The sequence below is a fragment of the Pseudomonas imrae genome (assembly GCF_046352735.2).
GTDB lineage: Bacteria > Pseudomonadota > Gammaproteobacteria > Pseudomonadales > Pseudomonadaceae > Aquipseudomonas > Aquipseudomonas imrae.
Genome location: NZ_CP110853.2, coordinates 1,241,448 through 1,258,605, shown reverse-complemented (window position 1 = coordinate 1,258,605; position 17,158 = coordinate 1,241,448). Strand labels below are relative to the sequence as shown.

The 17,158-nt window shown below is 59.8% G+C and carries 14 protein-coding genes; 8 read left to right on the top strand and 6 right to left on the bottom strand.

All coding sequences use genetic code 11. From position 1 onward, the window contains the following. Positions 1–81 precede the first annotated feature (81 nt). The 6 genes from OQ460_RS05675 (at position 82) to OQ460_RS05650 (ending at position 8,821) form a co-directional block, all read left to right on the top strand. Positions 82–1,605: a fumarate hydratase gene (locus OQ460_RS05675; protein ID WP_410020894.1), complete on the top strand. Its 1,524-nt coding sequence runs from the start codon at positions 82–84 to the stop codon at positions 1,603–1,605. A 170-nt stretch (positions 1,606–1,775) separates the two neighbouring features. Then, the gene (locus OQ460_RS05670; RefSeq protein ID WP_410020893.1) at positions 1,776–3,542 is read left to right on the top strand and encodes a sensor histidine kinase; all 1,767 of its coding nucleotides are present in this window, start codon (positions 1,776–1,778) and stop codon (positions 3,540–3,542) included. Further along, positions 3,536–4,861 carry a sigma-54-dependent transcriptional regulator gene (locus OQ460_RS05665; protein WP_410020892.1) on the top strand — a complete coding sequence of 442 codons (1,326 nt, stop codon included), beginning with the start codon at positions 3,536–3,538 and terminating at the stop codon, positions 4,859–4,861. The genes OQ460_RS05670 and OQ460_RS05665 overlap by 7 nt, the downstream gene beginning before the upstream one ends. A gap of 220 nt (positions 4,862–5,081) precedes the next feature. Continuing rightward, positions 5,082–6,401 carry an MFS transporter gene (locus OQ460_RS05660; protein ID WP_410020891.1) on the top strand — a complete coding sequence of 440 codons (1,320 nt, stop codon included), beginning with the start codon at positions 5,082–5,084 and terminating at the stop codon, positions 6,399–6,401. 242 nt (positions 6,402–6,643) lie between these two features. Beyond that, the gene (locus OQ460_RS05655) at positions 6,644–8,122 is read left to right on the top strand and encodes a trypsin-like serine peptidase (RefSeq protein ID WP_410020890.1); all 1,479 of its coding nucleotides are present in this window, start codon (positions 6,644–6,646) and stop codon (positions 8,120–8,122) included. Positions 8,123–8,200: 78 nt separating this feature from the next. Further along, positions 8,201–8,821: a flavin reductase family protein gene (locus OQ460_RS05650; protein ID WP_410020889.1), complete on the top strand. Its 621-nt coding sequence runs from the start codon at positions 8,201–8,203 to the stop codon at positions 8,819–8,821. A 5-nt stretch (positions 8,822–8,826) separates the two neighbouring features. On the opposite strand, the gene OQ460_RS05645 is transcribed toward OQ460_RS05650, so the two are convergent. Both OQ460_RS05645 and OQ460_RS05640 read right to left on the bottom strand, forming a co-directional pair. Then, entirely contained in the window at positions 8,827–9,072 is a 246-nt protein-coding gene (locus tag OQ460_RS05645) for a hypothetical protein (RefSeq protein ID WP_410020888.1), read from the bottom strand. Positions 9,073–9,115: 43 nt separating this feature from the next. Then, complete coding sequence (locus tag OQ460_RS05640; protein WP_410020887.1) at positions 9,116–9,457, bottom strand: antibiotic biosynthesis monooxygenase family protein; 342 nt, start codon at positions 9,455–9,457, stop codon at positions 9,116–9,118. 317 nt (positions 9,458–9,774) lie between these two features. Between OQ460_RS05640 and OQ460_RS05635 the strand changes: the two genes are divergently transcribed. Further along, positions 9,775–10,704, top strand: a complete 930-nt coding sequence (locus OQ460_RS05635; RefSeq protein ID WP_410020886.1) for an AraC family transcriptional regulator — start codon at positions 9,775–9,777, stop codon at positions 10,702–10,704. On the opposite strand, the gene OQ460_RS05630 is transcribed toward OQ460_RS05635, so the two are convergent. Genes OQ460_RS05630 through edd form a run of 4 tightly spaced genes read right to left on the bottom strand, consistent with a single transcriptional unit; the run spans position 10,701 to position 15,701 of the window. Then, positions 10,701–12,170 (bottom strand): ATP-binding protein, encoded by a 1,470-nt coding sequence (locus OQ460_RS05630; protein ID WP_410020885.1) that lies wholly within the window; start codon positions 12,168–12,170, stop codon positions 10,701–10,703. The genes OQ460_RS05635 and OQ460_RS05630 overlap by 4 nt on opposite strands. Further along, entirely contained in the window at positions 12,160–12,888 is a 729-nt protein-coding gene (locus OQ460_RS05625) for a response regulator (protein WP_410020884.1), read from the bottom strand. Before OQ460_RS05625 ends, OQ460_RS05630 begins: the two co-directional genes overlap by 11 nt. 33 nt (positions 12,889–12,921) lie before the next feature. Continuing rightward, complete coding sequence (locus tag OQ460_RS05620) at positions 12,922–13,878, bottom strand: glucokinase (protein ID WP_410020883.1); 957 nt, start codon at positions 13,876–13,878, stop codon at positions 12,922–12,924. Next, on the bottom strand, positions 13,875–15,701 hold the full coding sequence (gene edd, locus OQ460_RS05615; RefSeq protein ID WP_410020882.1) for a phosphogluconate dehydratase: 1,827 nt from the start codon (positions 15,699–15,701) through the stop codon (positions 13,875–13,877). Before edd ends, OQ460_RS05620 begins: the two co-directional genes overlap by 4 nt. 221 nt (positions 15,702–15,922) lie before the next feature. On the opposite strand from edd, the gene gap reads away from it, so the two are divergent. Then, entirely contained in the window at positions 15,923–16,924 is a 1,002-nt protein-coding gene (gene gap, locus OQ460_RS05610) for a type I glyceraldehyde-3-phosphate dehydrogenase (protein ID WP_084380478.1), read from the top strand. Positions 16,925–17,158 lie beyond the last annotated feature (234 nt).

Sequence of the window (17,158 nt, the reverse complement as noted above, 5' to 3'; positions counted from 1 at the left end):
GGAAAGGTGCCTTCAGCGACCGATACACCCATCTGAAGACACCTTTATTGAATGTTCCCGTCTTTTAGAGGAGCGCGACTCATGACCGTGATCAAGCAAGACGACCTGATTCAGAGCGTTGCCGACGCCCTGCAGTTCATTTCCTACTACCACCCCGTTGACTTCATCCAGGCCATGCACGAGGCCTACCTGCGCGAAGAATCGCCAGCGGCCCGTGACTCCATCGCCCAGATCCTGATCAACTCGCGCATGTGTGCCACCGGCCACCGCCCGATCTGCCAGGACACCGGCATCGTCACGGTCTTTGTACGTGTAGGTATGGACGTGCGCTGGGATGGCGCCACCATGGGCCTGGACGACATGATCAACGAAGGCGTGCGTCGCGCCTACAACCTGCCGGAAAACGTCCTGCGGGCTTCGATCCTCGCCGACCCAGCCGGTGCGCGCAAGAACACCAAGGACAACACGCCAGCCGTGATCCACTACTCCATCGTCCCGGGTAACACCGTGGAAGTGGACGTGGCGGCCAAGGGTGGCGGTTCCGAGAACAAGTCGAAAATGGCCATGCTCAACCCGTCCGACTCGATCGTCGACTGGGTACTCAAGACCGTTCCGACCATGGGCGCCGGCTGGTGTCCACCCGGCATGCTGGGCATCGGCATCGGCGGCACCGCCGAGAAAGCCGCAGTGATGGCCAAGGAAGTGTTGATGGAGTCCATCGACATCCACGAGCTGAAAAAGCGCGGCCCCAAGAACCGTATCGAAGAGATGCGCCTGGAACTGTTCGAGAAGGTCAACCAACTGGGTATCGGCGCCCAGGGCCTGGGTGGCCTGACCACCGTACTCGACGTGAAGATCATGGATTACCCGACCCACGCAGCCTCGTTGCCGGTGTGCATGATTCCCAACTGCGCCGCCACCCGCCACGCGCACTTCGTGCTCGACGGTTCCGGCCCGGCGTCGCTGGAAGCGCCACCGCTGGATGCCTACCCGGAAATCGTCTGGGAAGCTGGCCCGTCGGCCCGTCGCGTCAATCTCGACACTCTGACGCCGGAAGACGTGCAAAGCTGGAAGCCGGGTGAAACCGTGTTGCTCAACGGCAAGATGCTCACCGGCCGCGACGCTGCGCACAAGCGCATGGTCGAAATGCTGAACAAGGGTGAGACCCTGCCAGTGGACCTCAAGGGTCGCTTTATCTACTACGTCGGCCCGGTTGATCCAGTGCGCGAAGAAGTGGTTGGCCCGGCTGGCCCGACCACCGCCACGCGGATGGACAAGTTCACCCGTCAGATCCTTGAGCAGACCGGCCTGCTGGGCATGATCGGCAAATCCGAGCGCGGCCCGACCGCTATCGAAGCGATCAAGGACCACAAGGCGGTCTATCTGATGGCAGTGGGCGGCGCGGCTTACCTGGTGGCGCAGGCCATCAAGAAGTCCCGCGTCGTGGCTTTCGCCGAGCTGGGCATGGAAGCGATCTACGAGTTCGACGTCAAGGACATGCCCGTCACCGTCGCAGTCGACAGCAAGGGCGAGTCGGTGCATATCACCGGTCCCGCCATCTGGCAGAAAAAGATCAGTGAAAGCCTGGCAGTAGAAGTGCAGTAAGCACCCTCCTGCAAAGATAAAGGCGACTGTGGCCATAGGCTGCAGTCGCCTTTTTTGTGGCTGACGATTTTGTCCTGCCGAACGCGATCAGGTGGTGCGGGCTTGCTCGTCACACCCGCAAAGCGCTGCATGTTATGGTGCTTCCCCCTCCTGCAGCTGTTCATTCTCGTATGATCGCGATCCCTCGCCCATTACGTTTGACCTTCTACTCCCTGCTGATTATTGCCGGTGCCGTACTGGCCGCCGCAGTCGCCATCCGCCAGGCTGAGCGCCAGTCCCTGGTCGACGATGCCGGACGTGCGAGCCAGCAGTTGGCGCTGTATGCAAACTCGTTGCACACCCTGATCGAACGTTACCGCGCCCTGCCCGCCGTGCTGGCCCTGGATTCGGAAATGATCAGCGCCTTGAAAGGCCCTCTGGACCCCGTCACCCAGGACTTGCTGAACCACAAGCTGGAGAAAATCAATGGCGCCGCGCAGTCCTCCACCCTGGAGTTGATGGACAGTACCGGCCTGGCGGTGGCGGCCAGTAACTGGCGCTTGCCCAGCAGTTATGTCGGCAATAACTACGCATTTCGCCCCTACTTCATCCAGACCCGAAGCCAGGGCACCGGGCGTTTTTATGCGGTGGGCGTAACCACCGGAATCCCGGGTTACTTCCTCTCCAGCGCGGTACTCGACGAGCACCAACAGTTTATCGGGGCCATGGTAGTGAAACTGGAGTTCCCGGAGCTGGAGCGCGAATGGGCCCAGGGTAATGATCTGCTGCTGGTCAGCGACGCACGGGGTATCGTGTTTATTGCCAATCAACCTGGCTGGCGTTATCGCAACTTGCGCCCGCTGTCAGAAACCGACCGCGCTGAACTCAAGGCCACTCGTCAGTACGACAAAAAACAGCTACTGCCACTGGGCACCCGGGAGCTGCAACGCTTTGACGAAAACAGCCATCTGATGCGAGTCGACGGCCCACAAGGCAGCGCCAATTACATTTGGGAATCCCTGCCCCTGAAAGCCGAAGGCTGGACCCTGCACCTGTTGCGCAAGCCCCAGGTCGCTGCCGAAGACCAACGCAACGCCGGCCTCGCAGCGGCGGGCCTATGGTTGACGCTGGTGTTCCTGCTGCTGTTCCTGACCCAGCGCTGGCGCCTGGCCCGCCTGCGCCAGCGCAGCCGCGAGGAACTTGAGCAACTGGTGCAAGAGCGCACGCGTGCGCTGCGCACCGCCCAGGATGGCCTGGTGCAATCGGCCAAGCTGGCGGCACTGGGGCAGATGTCTGCCGCCCTGGCCCACGAGATCAATCAGCCGCTGACCGCCCAGCGCATGCAACTGGCCACCTTGCGCCTGTTGCTGGAACACGGCCGTGTCGATGACGCCTATCAGGCACTGACGCCGCTGGACGAGATGCTCACGCGCATGGCCGCCCTCACCGGTCATCTCAAGACCTTCGCCCGCAAAAGCCCCAGCGGCCTGCGCGAACGCCTGGACCTGTCGACTGTCGTGGATCAAGCCCTGCACTTGCTCGATGCACGCCTGCGCGACGAGTCCATCGGTACAGTGTTGGAACTGACCCGCCCGGCCTGGGTACGCGGCGACGCAATCCGCCTGGAACAGGTATTGATCAACCTGCTGCGCAATGCCCTCGACGCCATGGCTGATAAACCACGCAAACGCCTGAAAATCTGCCTGCGAGCCGACCAGCAACTCTGGCAGCTGACCGTCAGTGACAGCGGCGGCGGGATTGCCGAGGAGCACCTGGGCAGCGTGTTTGACCCGTTTTTCACCACCAAACCGGTAGGCGATGGGCTCGGCCTCGGGCTGGCAGTGTCATACGCTATCGTGCATGAATTGGGTGGACACCTGAGCGCTGGCAACCTGGATGACGGCGCCGTCTTTACCCTGACCCTGCCTATCGCACTGGAGACACCAGATTTATGCTGAACGCCGTGATCATCGTCGATGACGAAGCCAGCATCCGCACCGCCGTGGAACAATGGCTGAGCCTCTCGGGGTTCGAGGTGCAGCTGTTCAGCCGAGCAGATGACTGCCTGGCACAACTGCCCCGCAACTTTCCCGGCGTGATCCTCAGCGATGTGCGCATGCCAGGGCTCAGCGGCCTGGAGTTGCTGGCCGAAGTACAACGGCGCGACCCCGACCTGCCGGTGATCCTGCTGACCGGCCACGGCGATGTACCGATGGCTGTCGAAGCCATGCGCGACGGCGCTTATGATTTCCTGGAAAAACCTTTCAGCCCCGACGCGCTGCTCAGCAGCCTGCGCCGGGCCCTGGACAAACGTGGCCTGGTCCTGGAAAACCGGCGACTGCATCAGCAGGCTGATCATCGGGCCAAGCTGGAGTCGAGCCTGTTGGGAGTGTCTCGCAGCTTGCAGAATTTGCGCCGCCAGGTGTTAGACCTCGCGGCCTTGCCGGTCAATGTGCTGATCCGCGGCGAGACTGGCAGCGGCAAGGAACTGGTTGCCCGCTGCCTGCATGACTTCGGGCCGCGGGCGAAGAAGCCGTTTGTCGCGTTGAACTGTGCAGCGATTCCCGAGCAATTGTTTGAAGCCGAACTATTCGGCCATGAAAGCGGCGCCTTCACCGGCGCCCAAGGCAAGCGCGTCGGTAAACTGGAGTACGCCGACGGCGGTACCTTGTTTCTTGACGAGATCGAAAGCATGCCCCTGGCCCAGCAAGTGAAACTGCTGCGGGTATTGCAGGAACAGAAACTCGAGCGCCTGGGCTCCAACCAGAGCATCAAGGTGGATTTGCGTATTATCGCCGCCACCAAACCGGATCTGCTGGACGAAGCGCGGGCCGGTCGTTTTCGCGAGGACCTGGCTTACCGTCTGACCGTCGCACAACTGCGCTTGCCGCCCCTGCGCGAACGTCGCGAAGATATTCCGCTGTTGTTCGAGCACTTTGTCCAGGGAGTTGCCGAACGCCTGGGCCGCAGCGTTGCGCCGCTCAGCGGCCCGCAATTGGGGCGTCTGCTCAGCCATGACTGGCCAGGCAACGTACGCGAACTGGCCAACGCCGCCGAACGTCAGGCACTTGGCCTGGGTGACCCTGAGCCGGACGCCATCGAGGCCGGACAATCGTTGGCGGCACAGCAGGAGGCCTTCGAAGCGCATTGTTTGAAAGCAGCGCTAAGCCGGCATAAAGGCGATATCAAGGCGGTACTGGCCGAACTGCAACTGCCGCGGCGTACGCTGAATGAAAAGATGCAGCGCCATGGCTTGGTGCGGGAGATGTTTCTTTAAACCTCGCCCCAGCGCTCAGGCTTACTCATACCGTGGACGCTTCGATAAACGTAAGCGGATTTCCGCTCATTCCCTGCAAAACATCAGCGACTTTCCGCTCAAAAAAATCCTGGGACCCTTCTAGCCCGGGCCTTCATCCGCTTGGCACAACTCCTGCTATAGCCCCGACAGGCTGCGCTTGAGCGCGCTCCACAAAAACAATTAGATGAAGGATCCTTCAATGGATAACTCCAACTCCCTGCCTCTGGGGTCGGCAGCCGCGCCGGCAAAAGAACGCACCACCTCCAGTCGCATCAAATCGATCTTCAGCGGTTCGGTCGGCAATATGGTCGAGTGGTACGACTGGTACGTCTATGCCGCTTTCTCGCTGTACTTCGCCAAGGCTTTCTTTCCCAAAGGCGACACCACCGCCCAATTGCTCAACACCGCCGCGATCTTCGCCGTAGGCTTCCTGATGCGCCCGATCGGGGGCTGGCTGATGGGGCTGTACGCCGACCGCGCCGGCCGCAAAGCGGCGCTGATGGCCTCGGTATTGTTGATGTGCTTCGGCTCGCTGATCATTGCGCTCAGCCCCGGTTATGAAACCATCGGCGTCGGCGCGCCGATCCTGCTGGTCTTCGCCCGTTTGCTGCAAGGTTTGTCGGTAGGTGGCGAATACGGCACCTCAGCCACTTACCTGAGTGAAATGGCAACCAAGGAGCGTCGCGGCTTCTTCTCCAGTTTCCAGTATGTGACCCTGATCTCCGGTCAGCTCATCGCGTTGGCGGTGCTGATCGTGCTGCAGCAGGTCCTCACCACCGAAGAGCTGTATGCCTGGGGCTGGCGTATCCCGTTTGCCATCGGTGCCCTGTGCGCGGTAGTCGCGCTGTATCTGCGCCGCGGCATGGAAGAAACCGAGTCGTTCACCAAGAAAGAAAAAGCCAAGGAAAGCGCCATGCGCACCTTGATGCGCCACCCCAAGGAGCTGATGACCGTGGTCGGCCTGACCATGGGCGGCACGCTGGCGTTCTACACGTACACCACCTACATGCAGAAATACCTGGTGAACACGGTCGGCATGAGTATTTCCGACTCCACCACCATCTCGGCCGCCACGCTGTTTCTGTTCATGTGCCTGCAACCGATTATCGGCGGTCTCTCTGACAAGGTCGGTCGCCGGCCTATCCTGATTGCCTTCGGCGTCCTCGGCACGTTGTTCACCGTACCGATCCTCACCACCCTGCATACCGTCCAGACCTGGTGGGGCGCGTTTTTCCTGATCATGGCGGCGCTGATCATCGTCAGCGGCTACACGTCGATCAACGCGGTGGTAAAGGCCGAACTGTTCCCTACCGAAATCCGTGCCCTGGGCGTTGGCCTGCCTTATGCGCTGACGGTATCGATCTTCGGCGGCACCGCCGAATACATCGCGCTGTGGTTCAAGAGCATTGGTATGGAAACCGGCTACTACTGGTACGTGACTGCCTGTATTGCCGTATCGCTGGTGGTCTACGTGACCATGAAAGATACCCGCAAGCATTCGCGGATCACCACGGATTAAGGCCGCTGGGGGCACACCGACAGTGCCCCTGGAAGAAGCTCGAAAACATGAAACCAAGCACGCCGGTTTGATCGTTGTTGTTCGTGCAAACGAACACATCCGACAAACCGGTGCTCTTGCTTTCGATACCCCTTCTCCCTTCCTGCCAGGGCAGGTTCACTCAATAACTATGCACACCACCTCGGCTCTACGGGTCAAGTAAAACTGGCACGACCCGTTAATCCCCAAACCGAGGAGCCCTTATGTTATTGCGCTACGTCACCCCGGCCCTACTTCCTGCACTGCTGTGCCTTGCTGGCCTGACCTGTGCCAGAGACCTGGCAGAAGGGCTGACCGATCAGTCCCCATCCGTTGCACTCCAGAACCACAGTCAAGCTTATGCGCTGTGGTCTGGTATCGGCCGGTTGAAAAACTCCATCGGCCACACCTGCAATGCGGTGCTGCTCGATACCCGTAATCGCAAGGGCAACGCCGTCGGCCCGGCCTACGCACTGACCAGCGGGCACTGCGTGTTCTTCAGCTATGGCACCGCACGCCTCAGCAAAACCATCGACGCGAGCATCATCTTCAACTATTTCTACGACGTCCCTGAACAACAGCACACTGCGCACGTTAAAACCACTCTTTGGAGCAGCATGGCCGGTACTGACCTGGCGATTCTCGAGCTGGATACCACACTGGCGACACTTATCGCCAAGGGCATCATGCCTCTCAAACTGGCTGACCATTATCAGTATGCGGGGGAGCGCGAGGTGATCAACGTCGGATCACCAAGCGGATTTCTTCAGAAAGGCTTGCGCATGAGCGTCTGCAAGGAGTCCACCACAGACAGTTTTGTCGAACATCCCGGTGTCTTTCCCGGCGCCATGAAAAACCGCTGTAACGACCTTCAGTTCGGCAGTTCCGGCAGCCCGATGCTGGATCGTCAGACCAACGAGATCACCGGCATCGTCAGCAAGGTCGCAGCCGTGATAAAAAAAGAGATTCTTAACAACTGCAAAAACACCTCTGCCTGTGAAGCAGCCAAGTTCAACTACAGCTATCCAGCGCACGACCTGCGGCACTGCTTTGTCGATGGGCTGTTCCTGAACAACACCGTGAGTTGTCAACTCAAACCCGTCGAGATAACCCTGGAGGAACCCTGGAACCTACCGCCCTTCGTGCACATACAAGAAGGTGCCACCCAGCAAAGTATCTTGCCCACCTGGAATGTCAGGTTTTCCATCGAGGACCCCTTTTATCGTTATAAAACAGTGAACAGCGTCAAGAATTGCGACGTTCCCTCTGGCTACAAAAGCGCCATGGCATCGACCGATGCCTATATCAATCAGGCGATCGGCCCAGCCTTGGGCCCACATGTGCTGTGCATCATAGGACTGACTACACGCAGCCAACCTCTGACCTCGGCCTTGCTGCACAATGCGTATACACACGCTGTGTTCTTGATGCCTGCAGCGCCAGCTCCGAAAATCAGCCTGAATTACCGGTTGGCCTGGGAAGACCAACACGCAGGTTTTATTCACTATTACGCCTATATCGTACGGTCGCTCGCAGCGTCCTGCGCCGACAGCAGCGACGCCCGCTACGCACCGACCACCGGTAGCGTTACCTTTGAGGCATCCCAGCTACCCGTTACGGTTTGCAGCTATGCACGCAATGCCGCGGGTCAACCCTCGGCCACACGCAAAGATGTGATCGAAGGCTCAACGCCAGGCTCTTGAGTGCAGACACTGGTGGAAATCCGGCGCTACGGCTTGCACTATGACGCCTTCTTTTGAGCGCCCAGCAGGAACCCGGCCATGCCCGACGATATTCATTTCTACGAACCCGCCAACGGACACGACCTGCCCCATGATCCGTTCAATGCCATTGTCGGCCCACGGCCGATTGGCTGGATTTCTTCACAGGACCGCGAAGGTCGACTGAACCTGGCGCCTTACAGTTTCTTCAACGCGTTTAACTACATTCCACCCATCATTGGATTTTCCAGTGTCGGGCGTAAAGACAGCCTCAATAACATCGAACAGACCGGTGAATTTGTCTGGAACCTGGCCACCCGCCCGTTGGCCGAGCAAATGAACCAAAGCTGTGCCGCCGTATCGCCCGAGGTTGACGAGTTTGCGTTGGCCGGTCTGACACCGGTGGCTTGCAGAGTGATCGCCGTGCCTCGTGTGGGTGAAAGCCCGGTGTCGTTCGAATGCAAGGTCACGCAGATCATTCAACTGCAGCGCGCCGACCAGGAGTTGGTACCCAGCTGGCTGGTACTCGGCGAGGTAGTCGCGGTGCATATCGCCAAATGGCTGCTCAAGGATGGTATCTACGACACCGCGGCCGCCGAACCGATTTTGCGCGGCGGCGGCCCGGCGGATTACTTTCAGTTGGGGCCTGAGGCGTTGTTCAAAATGCACCGCCCCAAATAATCCACCTACACCACCGCCGCCCAGACCAACTGACCTTCTTCGTCGATGTCGATCAAGCGTTCAAGCTGCTGCCCTGCAGCAGCATCGGCATCGTCGGCGGTCTTGAAGGTCTGTCCATCGAGGATCTGGTGAAAGCGCGGGGCGCTCATGCCGTCCAGCGCCTTGACGGCGATGGCGGCGCGGTAGCCACCTTCATCCTGGCGTACCAGAGCGGAAACAGCTTCGTGGTGGGCAAATTCTTTACGTGCCATGTTGCATGGTCCTGGCCAATGGAAAGTCAGCCATTCTAGACGTTCAGCCGGCCAGTTGCAGGTATTGCCCATAGCCGTTGACGGCAGAGGTGTCGGTGAAGGTCTGGAAGTCCATGCTGCGCACCAGCATGTCGTTCAACAATTCGGTGAAGATCATCAGCGCCGGAGAGCTGAAATATGCGCTCATCGCCTGTTCGCTACTCCAGAAACCCGACACCAGCCACACGTCAGGATCCACCTGGGAGCGCTGTAGTGAAAACTGCAGGCAACCAGGAACCTCGCGCCCCGGTTCGATCAAACTGCTCAAGCGTGCACCCAGTTCTGGGCTGCACCCGGTACGGGCACGGATAAAGGCCATATGGCTCGCGGGAATGGGGGTGGACATGTTCGACTCTCCCGTTGAGAAGTGATGCTCGGCAGACACCGTGAGGGTGTGTTGCCACAAGATCAAAGATACGGGCGCGAGCACAGGGGCGGTTAGTCGATTCCTGCTGGCTTATTGCACAATCCTGCGAGATGCGCAGAGAGAGCGATCGAGGCCGACAGTTTTTTACCCCATGAACGCTTTGTTTCAGAAGCGTGACTTGCCTGATTCGCGAAGATTCGCAGGATCAGGCAAGGATTGTGCAGAATTGGCGTAACACTGTTTACTCGCTCGCCTTTAATCTGCCCACCATCAACAAAGCTTGCCGAGGTCGCCCCATGTCGTTGCCCGACAATCACGCCACGCCTCTCGACGCCGAGATGGAAAAGCAACGCGCTGAACTGGCCGGTATCGTGCGTCGGCACACTTGGGATGAAGGCTCCTACGGTACCGCGATCACGTCGCTGTTCCTCAACCGCCATAACACCCCCCGTGACTTTATGCCTGTGCTGGTGGAGCCCGCCTTGTGCATCCTGGCCCACGGCAGCAAGGAAGTGCGCCTGGCCAACGAAACCTTCGCCTACGACCCACTCAATTACCTGGTGTTTTCGGTGGCGATGCCGGTGGCTGGCAGGATCATCGATGCCACGCCGCAAGATCCCAACCTGTCGATTCGAATCAATATCGACCCGGCCCAACTCACTGCATTGATCGCCGAAGCCGGCCCCATGGGCGTACCCACCCGCCCCACTTCGCGCGGCATGTACGTGGACCGTATCGATCAGCAGTTGCTCGATGCCGTGTTGCGCCTGACCCGGCTGCTGGACAGCCCCAAGGACATCGCGATGCTCGCGCCCCTGGTCAACCGGGAGATTCTCTATCGACTATTGCGTAGCCCGCAGGGTTACCGACTGTACGAAATCGCTGTCGCTAACAGTCAGAGCCATCGTGTCAGCCGAGCCATCACCTGGCTCAACAGCAACTACGAACAACCGCTGCGCATCGACGACCTGGCCAGGGAAGTCAACTTGAGTGTCTCGACCCTGCATCATCGCTTCAAGGCGATCACCGCCATGAGCCCGCTGCAGTATCAGAAGCAATTGCGCCTGCAGGAAGCCCGGCGCCTGATGCTCGCCGAGGGCCTGGAAGCCTCGGCGGCGGGATATCGGGTCGGGTATGAAAGCCCGTCGCAGTTCAGCCGCGAATACAGCCGCCTGTTTGGTGCGCCGCCGTTGCGCGATCTGGCTCGCTTGCGCCAGAGCGTTTAATCCAGGCTGCGGGGCAATTGCAACGTGACCCGCAGGCCGCCTTCGCGCAAATTCTGCAAACTCACTTCGCCGCCATGGCTGTGGGCAATGTTGCGAGCGATACCCAAACCCAAGCCGTAGCCCTGTTGTTGCCCGGCAAGCCGGAAGTGCGGCTCGAACACTTGCTCCAGACGCTGCTCCGGAACGCCCGGGCCTTCGTCATCAACATGAAGAATGAATTCAGCGCCGTTGTCCTCGATATGCAGATGAGCGTTCTGCCCGTACTTCAAGGCATTGTCGATCAGGTTGCCGATGCAGCGCTTGAGGGCCAGCGGCTTGCCCGCAAAAGCCGCCAACGCCCGACCTTGCTGGGTAATGCGGCCGTTGCCGTTGGGTGCCAGGTACGGCTCCACCAGGCAGTCGAGCACGTGATTGAGGTCCACCGGCTCGATGTTTTCGTGGATATCGGTGTCTTTGACGCATTGCAGGGCGCCCTTGACCAGCAATTCCAATTCATCCAGGTCACGGCCAAACTTGGCTTGCAGTTTCTCGTCCTCCAATAACTCGACCCGCAGACGCAGGCGCGTGATCGGCGTGCGCAAGTCATGGGAGATAGCGCTGAACAATTGGCTGCGTTCGGTGAGGTAGCGACTGATGCGATCGCGCATGGCATTGAACGCACGGCCCACTTCCACCACTTCGCTGCCGCCGCCTTCGGCCACCGGCTCCACATCGGCGCCCAGGGACATATCTCGCGCGGCGCGGGCCAGGCGTTTGAGTGGACGACTTTGCCAGTGCACCAGCAGGCCGATGAACAGCAACAGGAAGCCGCTGGTCAGCACAATAAACCACACTTGCTGGGACGGCAGGCCTTGTTCCTCAAGGCTGGTGTAAGGCTCGGGCAACAACGAGGCGATATACAGCCACTCGCCGGCCGCCAGTTGAATCTGTGTGACCAGTACCGGAGGATTGACCGGTTCCAGGGTCAAGGCGTAATGCGCCCAGGAGCGCGGCAGTTCATCAAGCTTCAAGCCGGCATTGAAAATACGCAGGTCTTCGGCGCCGACAAACTCGATCGAGACGTGCACGTCGCGGCCCAGGGTCTGGTGCAACACCTCTTTCACCGCACCGAGTACCGCCTGCTTGCGCGGGGTTTGAGGCAATACCTGCATGTCCAGCGGCTTGTCGTTGAGTGTCACGACAAATCGTGTGCCCCCCATGCTGCGCAACTGGTCCAGCACCAGCGGCCGATAGGCCACCGGCAGCGAACGGAAATAGCTGACGCTGGCCGTCATCGAATGGGCCAGGCTGCGGGCACTGGTGACCAGCCCCTCCAATTGGGTAGCACGCAACTGCGAAACCCAGATCACGCTGGACAGCGTCTGGGCAAACAGCACCGCCAGCAAAGTCAGCAGGAGCATGCGCCCCAGCAACGAACGGGGTACTGGAATCCGCCGGCGCAGCTCGTTCAGCCGCTCAATGGGCATTACTGGCAACCACACTGGCCGCCAATTGATAACCGCTGCCGCGCACAGTGCGGATCAGCCGTGGAGGTTTTTCAGTGTCACGCAGGCGCTGTCGCAGACGGCTGACGGCCATGTCGACAATCCGGTCCAATGGCATCAGGTCACGGCCACGGGTGGCATTGCCAATGGTGTCGCGATCGAGGATTTGCTGGGGATGATCAAGGAACAGTTTCAATAACGCGAAATCGGCACCGGAGAGGATGACTTCCTCGCCATCCAGATGAAACAGACGGTGGCTGACCATATCCAGGCGCCACTCATCGAACACCAGCACGTCGCCACTGCGCTCCTGGCCAAACTGGCACCGACGCAACAGAGCCTTGATCCGCGCCTGCAACTCCCGCGGGCTGAAAGGCTTGCCGATATAGTCATCGGCGCCCAGCTCCAGGCCGATAACCCGGTCAGCTTCATCCGAGCTGGCCGTCAGCATAATGATCGGCACCTGCGCCTGGCGCGGATGCTGGCGGATCCACCGGCAGAGGCTGAAACCGTCTTCATCCGGCAGCATGACGTCGAGGATCACCAGGTCGCACGGCGCATCGCTCATCGCCTGGCGAAACCCCGCGCCGTTGGGCACACCCCGCACCTGGAAGCCAGCGCGGCTGAGGTAGGTCTGCAGCAATTCGCGGATTTCCTCGTCGTCATCGACCAGGAGAATGGATTTACTGATTACGCTCACGGGGGTCCTCCTTGTTGTTATGGGTGAGGCCGGTCAGGCAAACGCTTGCTCCAACGCCACACCCGCTCCGGTCAAGCCGGAATACGGTGCAGTTACCAACCACACCGGGATGCCCTTGAAGTAGTCGCTCATGCAGCCTTTGTCGCCAAAGCTCCTGGCAAACCCGCTGCGGATAAAAAAGTCGGCAAACCGCGGGATCACCCCACCGACGATGTACACACCGCCGCGCCCGCCGGTGGTCAGCACGTTGTTGCCGGCCACGCGGCCCAACCAAATGCTGAACTGGTCCAGTACTTCCATGGCAACCGGATCGCCCGCAAGCCCCGCCGCCGTGATGGCTTCCGGGGTTTCCAATACCGGCACATGGCCGTCAACCGCGCAAATCGCCCGGTACAAACGCGGCAAACCGCCACCGCTCAATACCGTTTCAGCGCTGACATGTCCGATTTCGCTGTAGATGTGCTGCCATAGCTGGGTTTCCCGTGGGCTGCTCAGTGGCAGATCGACATGGCCGCCCTCCCCCGGCAACGCCGTCCAACGCCCCGCGCCGTGGTCCAGCAAGGTGCCGACGCCCAAACCAGTGCCCGGGCCAATCACGACCGCAGGACGCAATGGCTCCGGGGTGCCTTCGCAGACCACGCGAAACTCATCGGGCTGCAAGCGCGTCATGCCCAGGGCCATGGCCGAAAAATCGTTGACCAGCAGCAGCTCGTCTACCTGCAAGGTTTTGCAGAATGCAGTCTTGCTCAAACGCCAGTGATTGTTGGTGAACTTGAATTCATCACCGCTCACCGGCCCGGCCACTGAGAGGCACACGGCGCCAATCTCGCCGACTTCCAGGCCTTGTTGCTTGAGGTAGACCTTGATGGCTTCCTCAGGGCTTTCGTGATCCGCCGTGGCCTGTACCTGGACTGAATGCAGATCCTGGTCCCGCCACAACGCAAAACGGGCGTTGGTACCGCCGATGTCACCAACCAGCGCAAGCTTCACTTAAGTGTCTCCAGGGCAGAGGTAAAGGCGCTGGCGCCTTGCTCTGCGGAGCTTGCGGCCAGGCGCATAAACGCAAACAGTTCGCGACCGGCCCCCACGTTATTGCCCAGCAGGCCCGTGGCAGGCGTGCGCGCTGCAAATTCTTCGGCGTCCACCTTAAGCTCCAAGGTGCCTTTGACGCCATCCACACGAATGATATCGCCATCCTTGACCCGCGCCAGCGCACCGCCGCTCTGAGCCTCGGGGTTGACATGAATCGCGGCGGGGATCTTACCCGAGGCGCCGGACATGCGCCCGTCTGTTACCAGCGCCACCTTGAAACCACGGTCTTGCAACACGCCAAGGAACGGCGTCATCTTGTGCAGCTCCGGCATGCCGTTGGAACGCGGGCCCTGGAAGCGCATCACTGCGACAAAGTCTTTCTCCAACTGGCCGGCCTTGAACGCATCGGCCAAGTCCTGTTGATCCTGGAACACCACCGCCGGCGCTTCGACGACCTGGTGCTCAAGGGCCACGGCGGATACCTTCATCACGCCCCGCCCGAGGTTGCCCTCCATCACACGCAAACCGCCCTCGGGAGAAAACGCGCGGGCGACCGGGCGCAGGATGCTCTCGTCGAGGCTTTCGATCGGGCCATCGCGCCAGATCAACTCGCCGTCTACCAGGAACGGCTCCTGGGTGTAGCGGCTCAAGCCATGGCCCGCGACGGTGTTGACGTCTTCGTGCAGCAAGCCGGCTTCCAGCAGTTCGCGGATCAGGAACGACATGCCGCCTGCAGCCTGGAAATGGTTGATGTCGGCCTTGCCGTTCGGGTAGACGTGGGACAGGGTCGGCACCACTTCAGAGAGGTCGGCCATGTCTTGCCAGGTCAGGATGATGCCCGCCGACATGGCAATGGCTGGCATGTGCAAGGTGTGGTTGGTGGAACCGCCGGTGGCGTTGAGGGCAACGATGGAGTTGACCAGGGATTTTTCGTCGACGATTTCGCCAATCGGCATGAATGAACCGTTTTGTTTGGTCAGGCGCGTAACCTGATGCGCGGCTTCACGGGTCAACGCATCACGCAGCGGCGTGTACGGGTTGACGAACGACGCGCCCGGCAAATGCAGGCCCATGACTTCCATCAGCAACTGGTTGGTGTTGGCGGTGCCGTAGAAGGTGCAGGTGCCGGGGCTGTGGTAGGACTTCATCTCCGATTCCAGCAACTCTTCGCGCGTGGCCTTGCCTTCGGCATAGCGCTGGCGCACGTCGGCCTTCTGCTTGTTGGAAATACCCGACGGCATCGGCCCGCCCGGTACGAAGATCATCGGCAGATGTCCATACCGCAGGGCCCCCATCATCAGGCCAGGGACGATCTTGTCGCAGATCCCGAGCATCAGCGCGGCGTCGAACATGTTGTGGGACAGCGCTACCGCCGTGGACATCGCGATCACTTCACGGCTCAGCAGGCTCAACTCCATGCCGGGCTCGCCTTGGGTCACCCCATCGCACATCGCTGGAGTGCCGCCCGCAAACTGGCCGACCGAGCCGATCTCGCGCAGGGCCTTTTTGATTTGCTCGGGAAAATGTTCGTAGGGTTGGTGCGCTGACAGCATGTCGTTATACGAGGAAACAATTGCCACGTTGGCGGCGTTCATCATGCGCAGGCTGTTCTTGTCTTCGGTGCCGCAACCGGCGACGCCATGGGCGAAGTTGGCGCATTGCAGCTTACCGCGCATCGGACCGTCGCTGGCAGCGCCGCGAATCAGCGCAAGGTAAGCCTCACGGGTGGGGCGGCTGCGGGCGATAAGGCGTTCGGTGACCTCAAGTACGCGGGGATGCATGTGTAGAACTCCAGGCTAACGGATGTGGCGACCTTCGTTCCTATGCTGGTCAAACGCCCGCAGCCAAGAGGCTGGCAGACAGTTACTTGACCAATCGGACCAGTTGATTCAGGTCACTCGTTGTAGATTGAACAAAATATTGCCACTAAAAAGGCTTGTTTTCTATTTTTATGCGAATAATCTTGTAATTCTTACAACAAATCGACGACAGGCGCTTTCAAATGACTCTTCGAATTGCAATCAATGGTTTTGGCCGTATTGGCCGCAACGTCCTGCGCGCACTTTATACCCAAGGCTACCGCCAGGATTTGCAGATCGTCGCCATCAACGATCTGGGCGACAGCTCGATCAATGCCCATCTGCTTAAATACGACACGGTTCACGGCACGTTCGATGCCGAGGTCGCTCATGATCAGGAAAGCCTGACCGTCAACGGTGACCGTATTGCCGTCAGCGCGATTCGCAACCCTGCCGACCTGCCGTGGGCTGCCGAGAAGATCGACGTGGTCTTCGAATGCACTGGTCTGTTCACCGACCGCGCCAAGGCTGCTGCCCATATTAGCGCCGGCGCCCGCAAAGTAATCATTTCAGCTCCGGCCAAAGGCGCAGACGCTACCGTGGTCTACGGGGTGAACCATGACATTTTGCGTCAATCCCACCAGATCATTTCCAACGCTTCGTGCACCACTAACTGCCTGGCACCGGTCGCCCAGGTGCTGCACCGCGAGCTGGGCATCGAAAGCGGCTTGATGACTACGATTCATGCCTATACCAATGACCAGAACCTGACCGACGTCTACCACACCGACCCGTACCGTGCGCGCTCTGCCACCCAGAACATGATCCCGAGCAAGACCGGCGCCGCCGAAGCCGTGGGCCTGGTGTTGCCGGAATTGGCGGGCAAGCTGACGGGCATGGCCGTGCGTGTGCCGGTGATCAATGTGTCGTTGGTAGACCTGACTGTACAGCTCAAGCGTGAAGCCAGTGCCGATGAGGTCAATGCCTTGCTCAAGGAGGCCAGCCAGCATTCGAAGATTCTGGGGTACAACACCTTGCCGCTGGTTTCCAGCGACTTCAACCATAACCCGTTATCGTCGATTTTCGATGCCAACCACACTAAGTCCAGCGGTAAGCTGTTGAAGGTGTTGGCCTGGTATGACAACGAGTGGGGCTTTTCCAATCGCATGCTGGATAACTGCCTGGCGTTGTGTAACGCGGAGTAAGCAGGATTGGGGTGCGTATATCCATTGCTGCGGTAATAACGGCTATTGGTTGCACCCTTATGGCCAGCTCTTTCAAGGGAAAGCCGGCCAGAAAGATCTGTCGAGTAACCGTGTGGGAACGGGCTTGCTCGCGATGACGGAGGGTCAGTCAATACCTTAGGTGACTGGTCTACCGCTATCGCGAGCAAGCCCGCTCGCACATTTGGATCGAGATGAATCAGGCCGATATCCGAT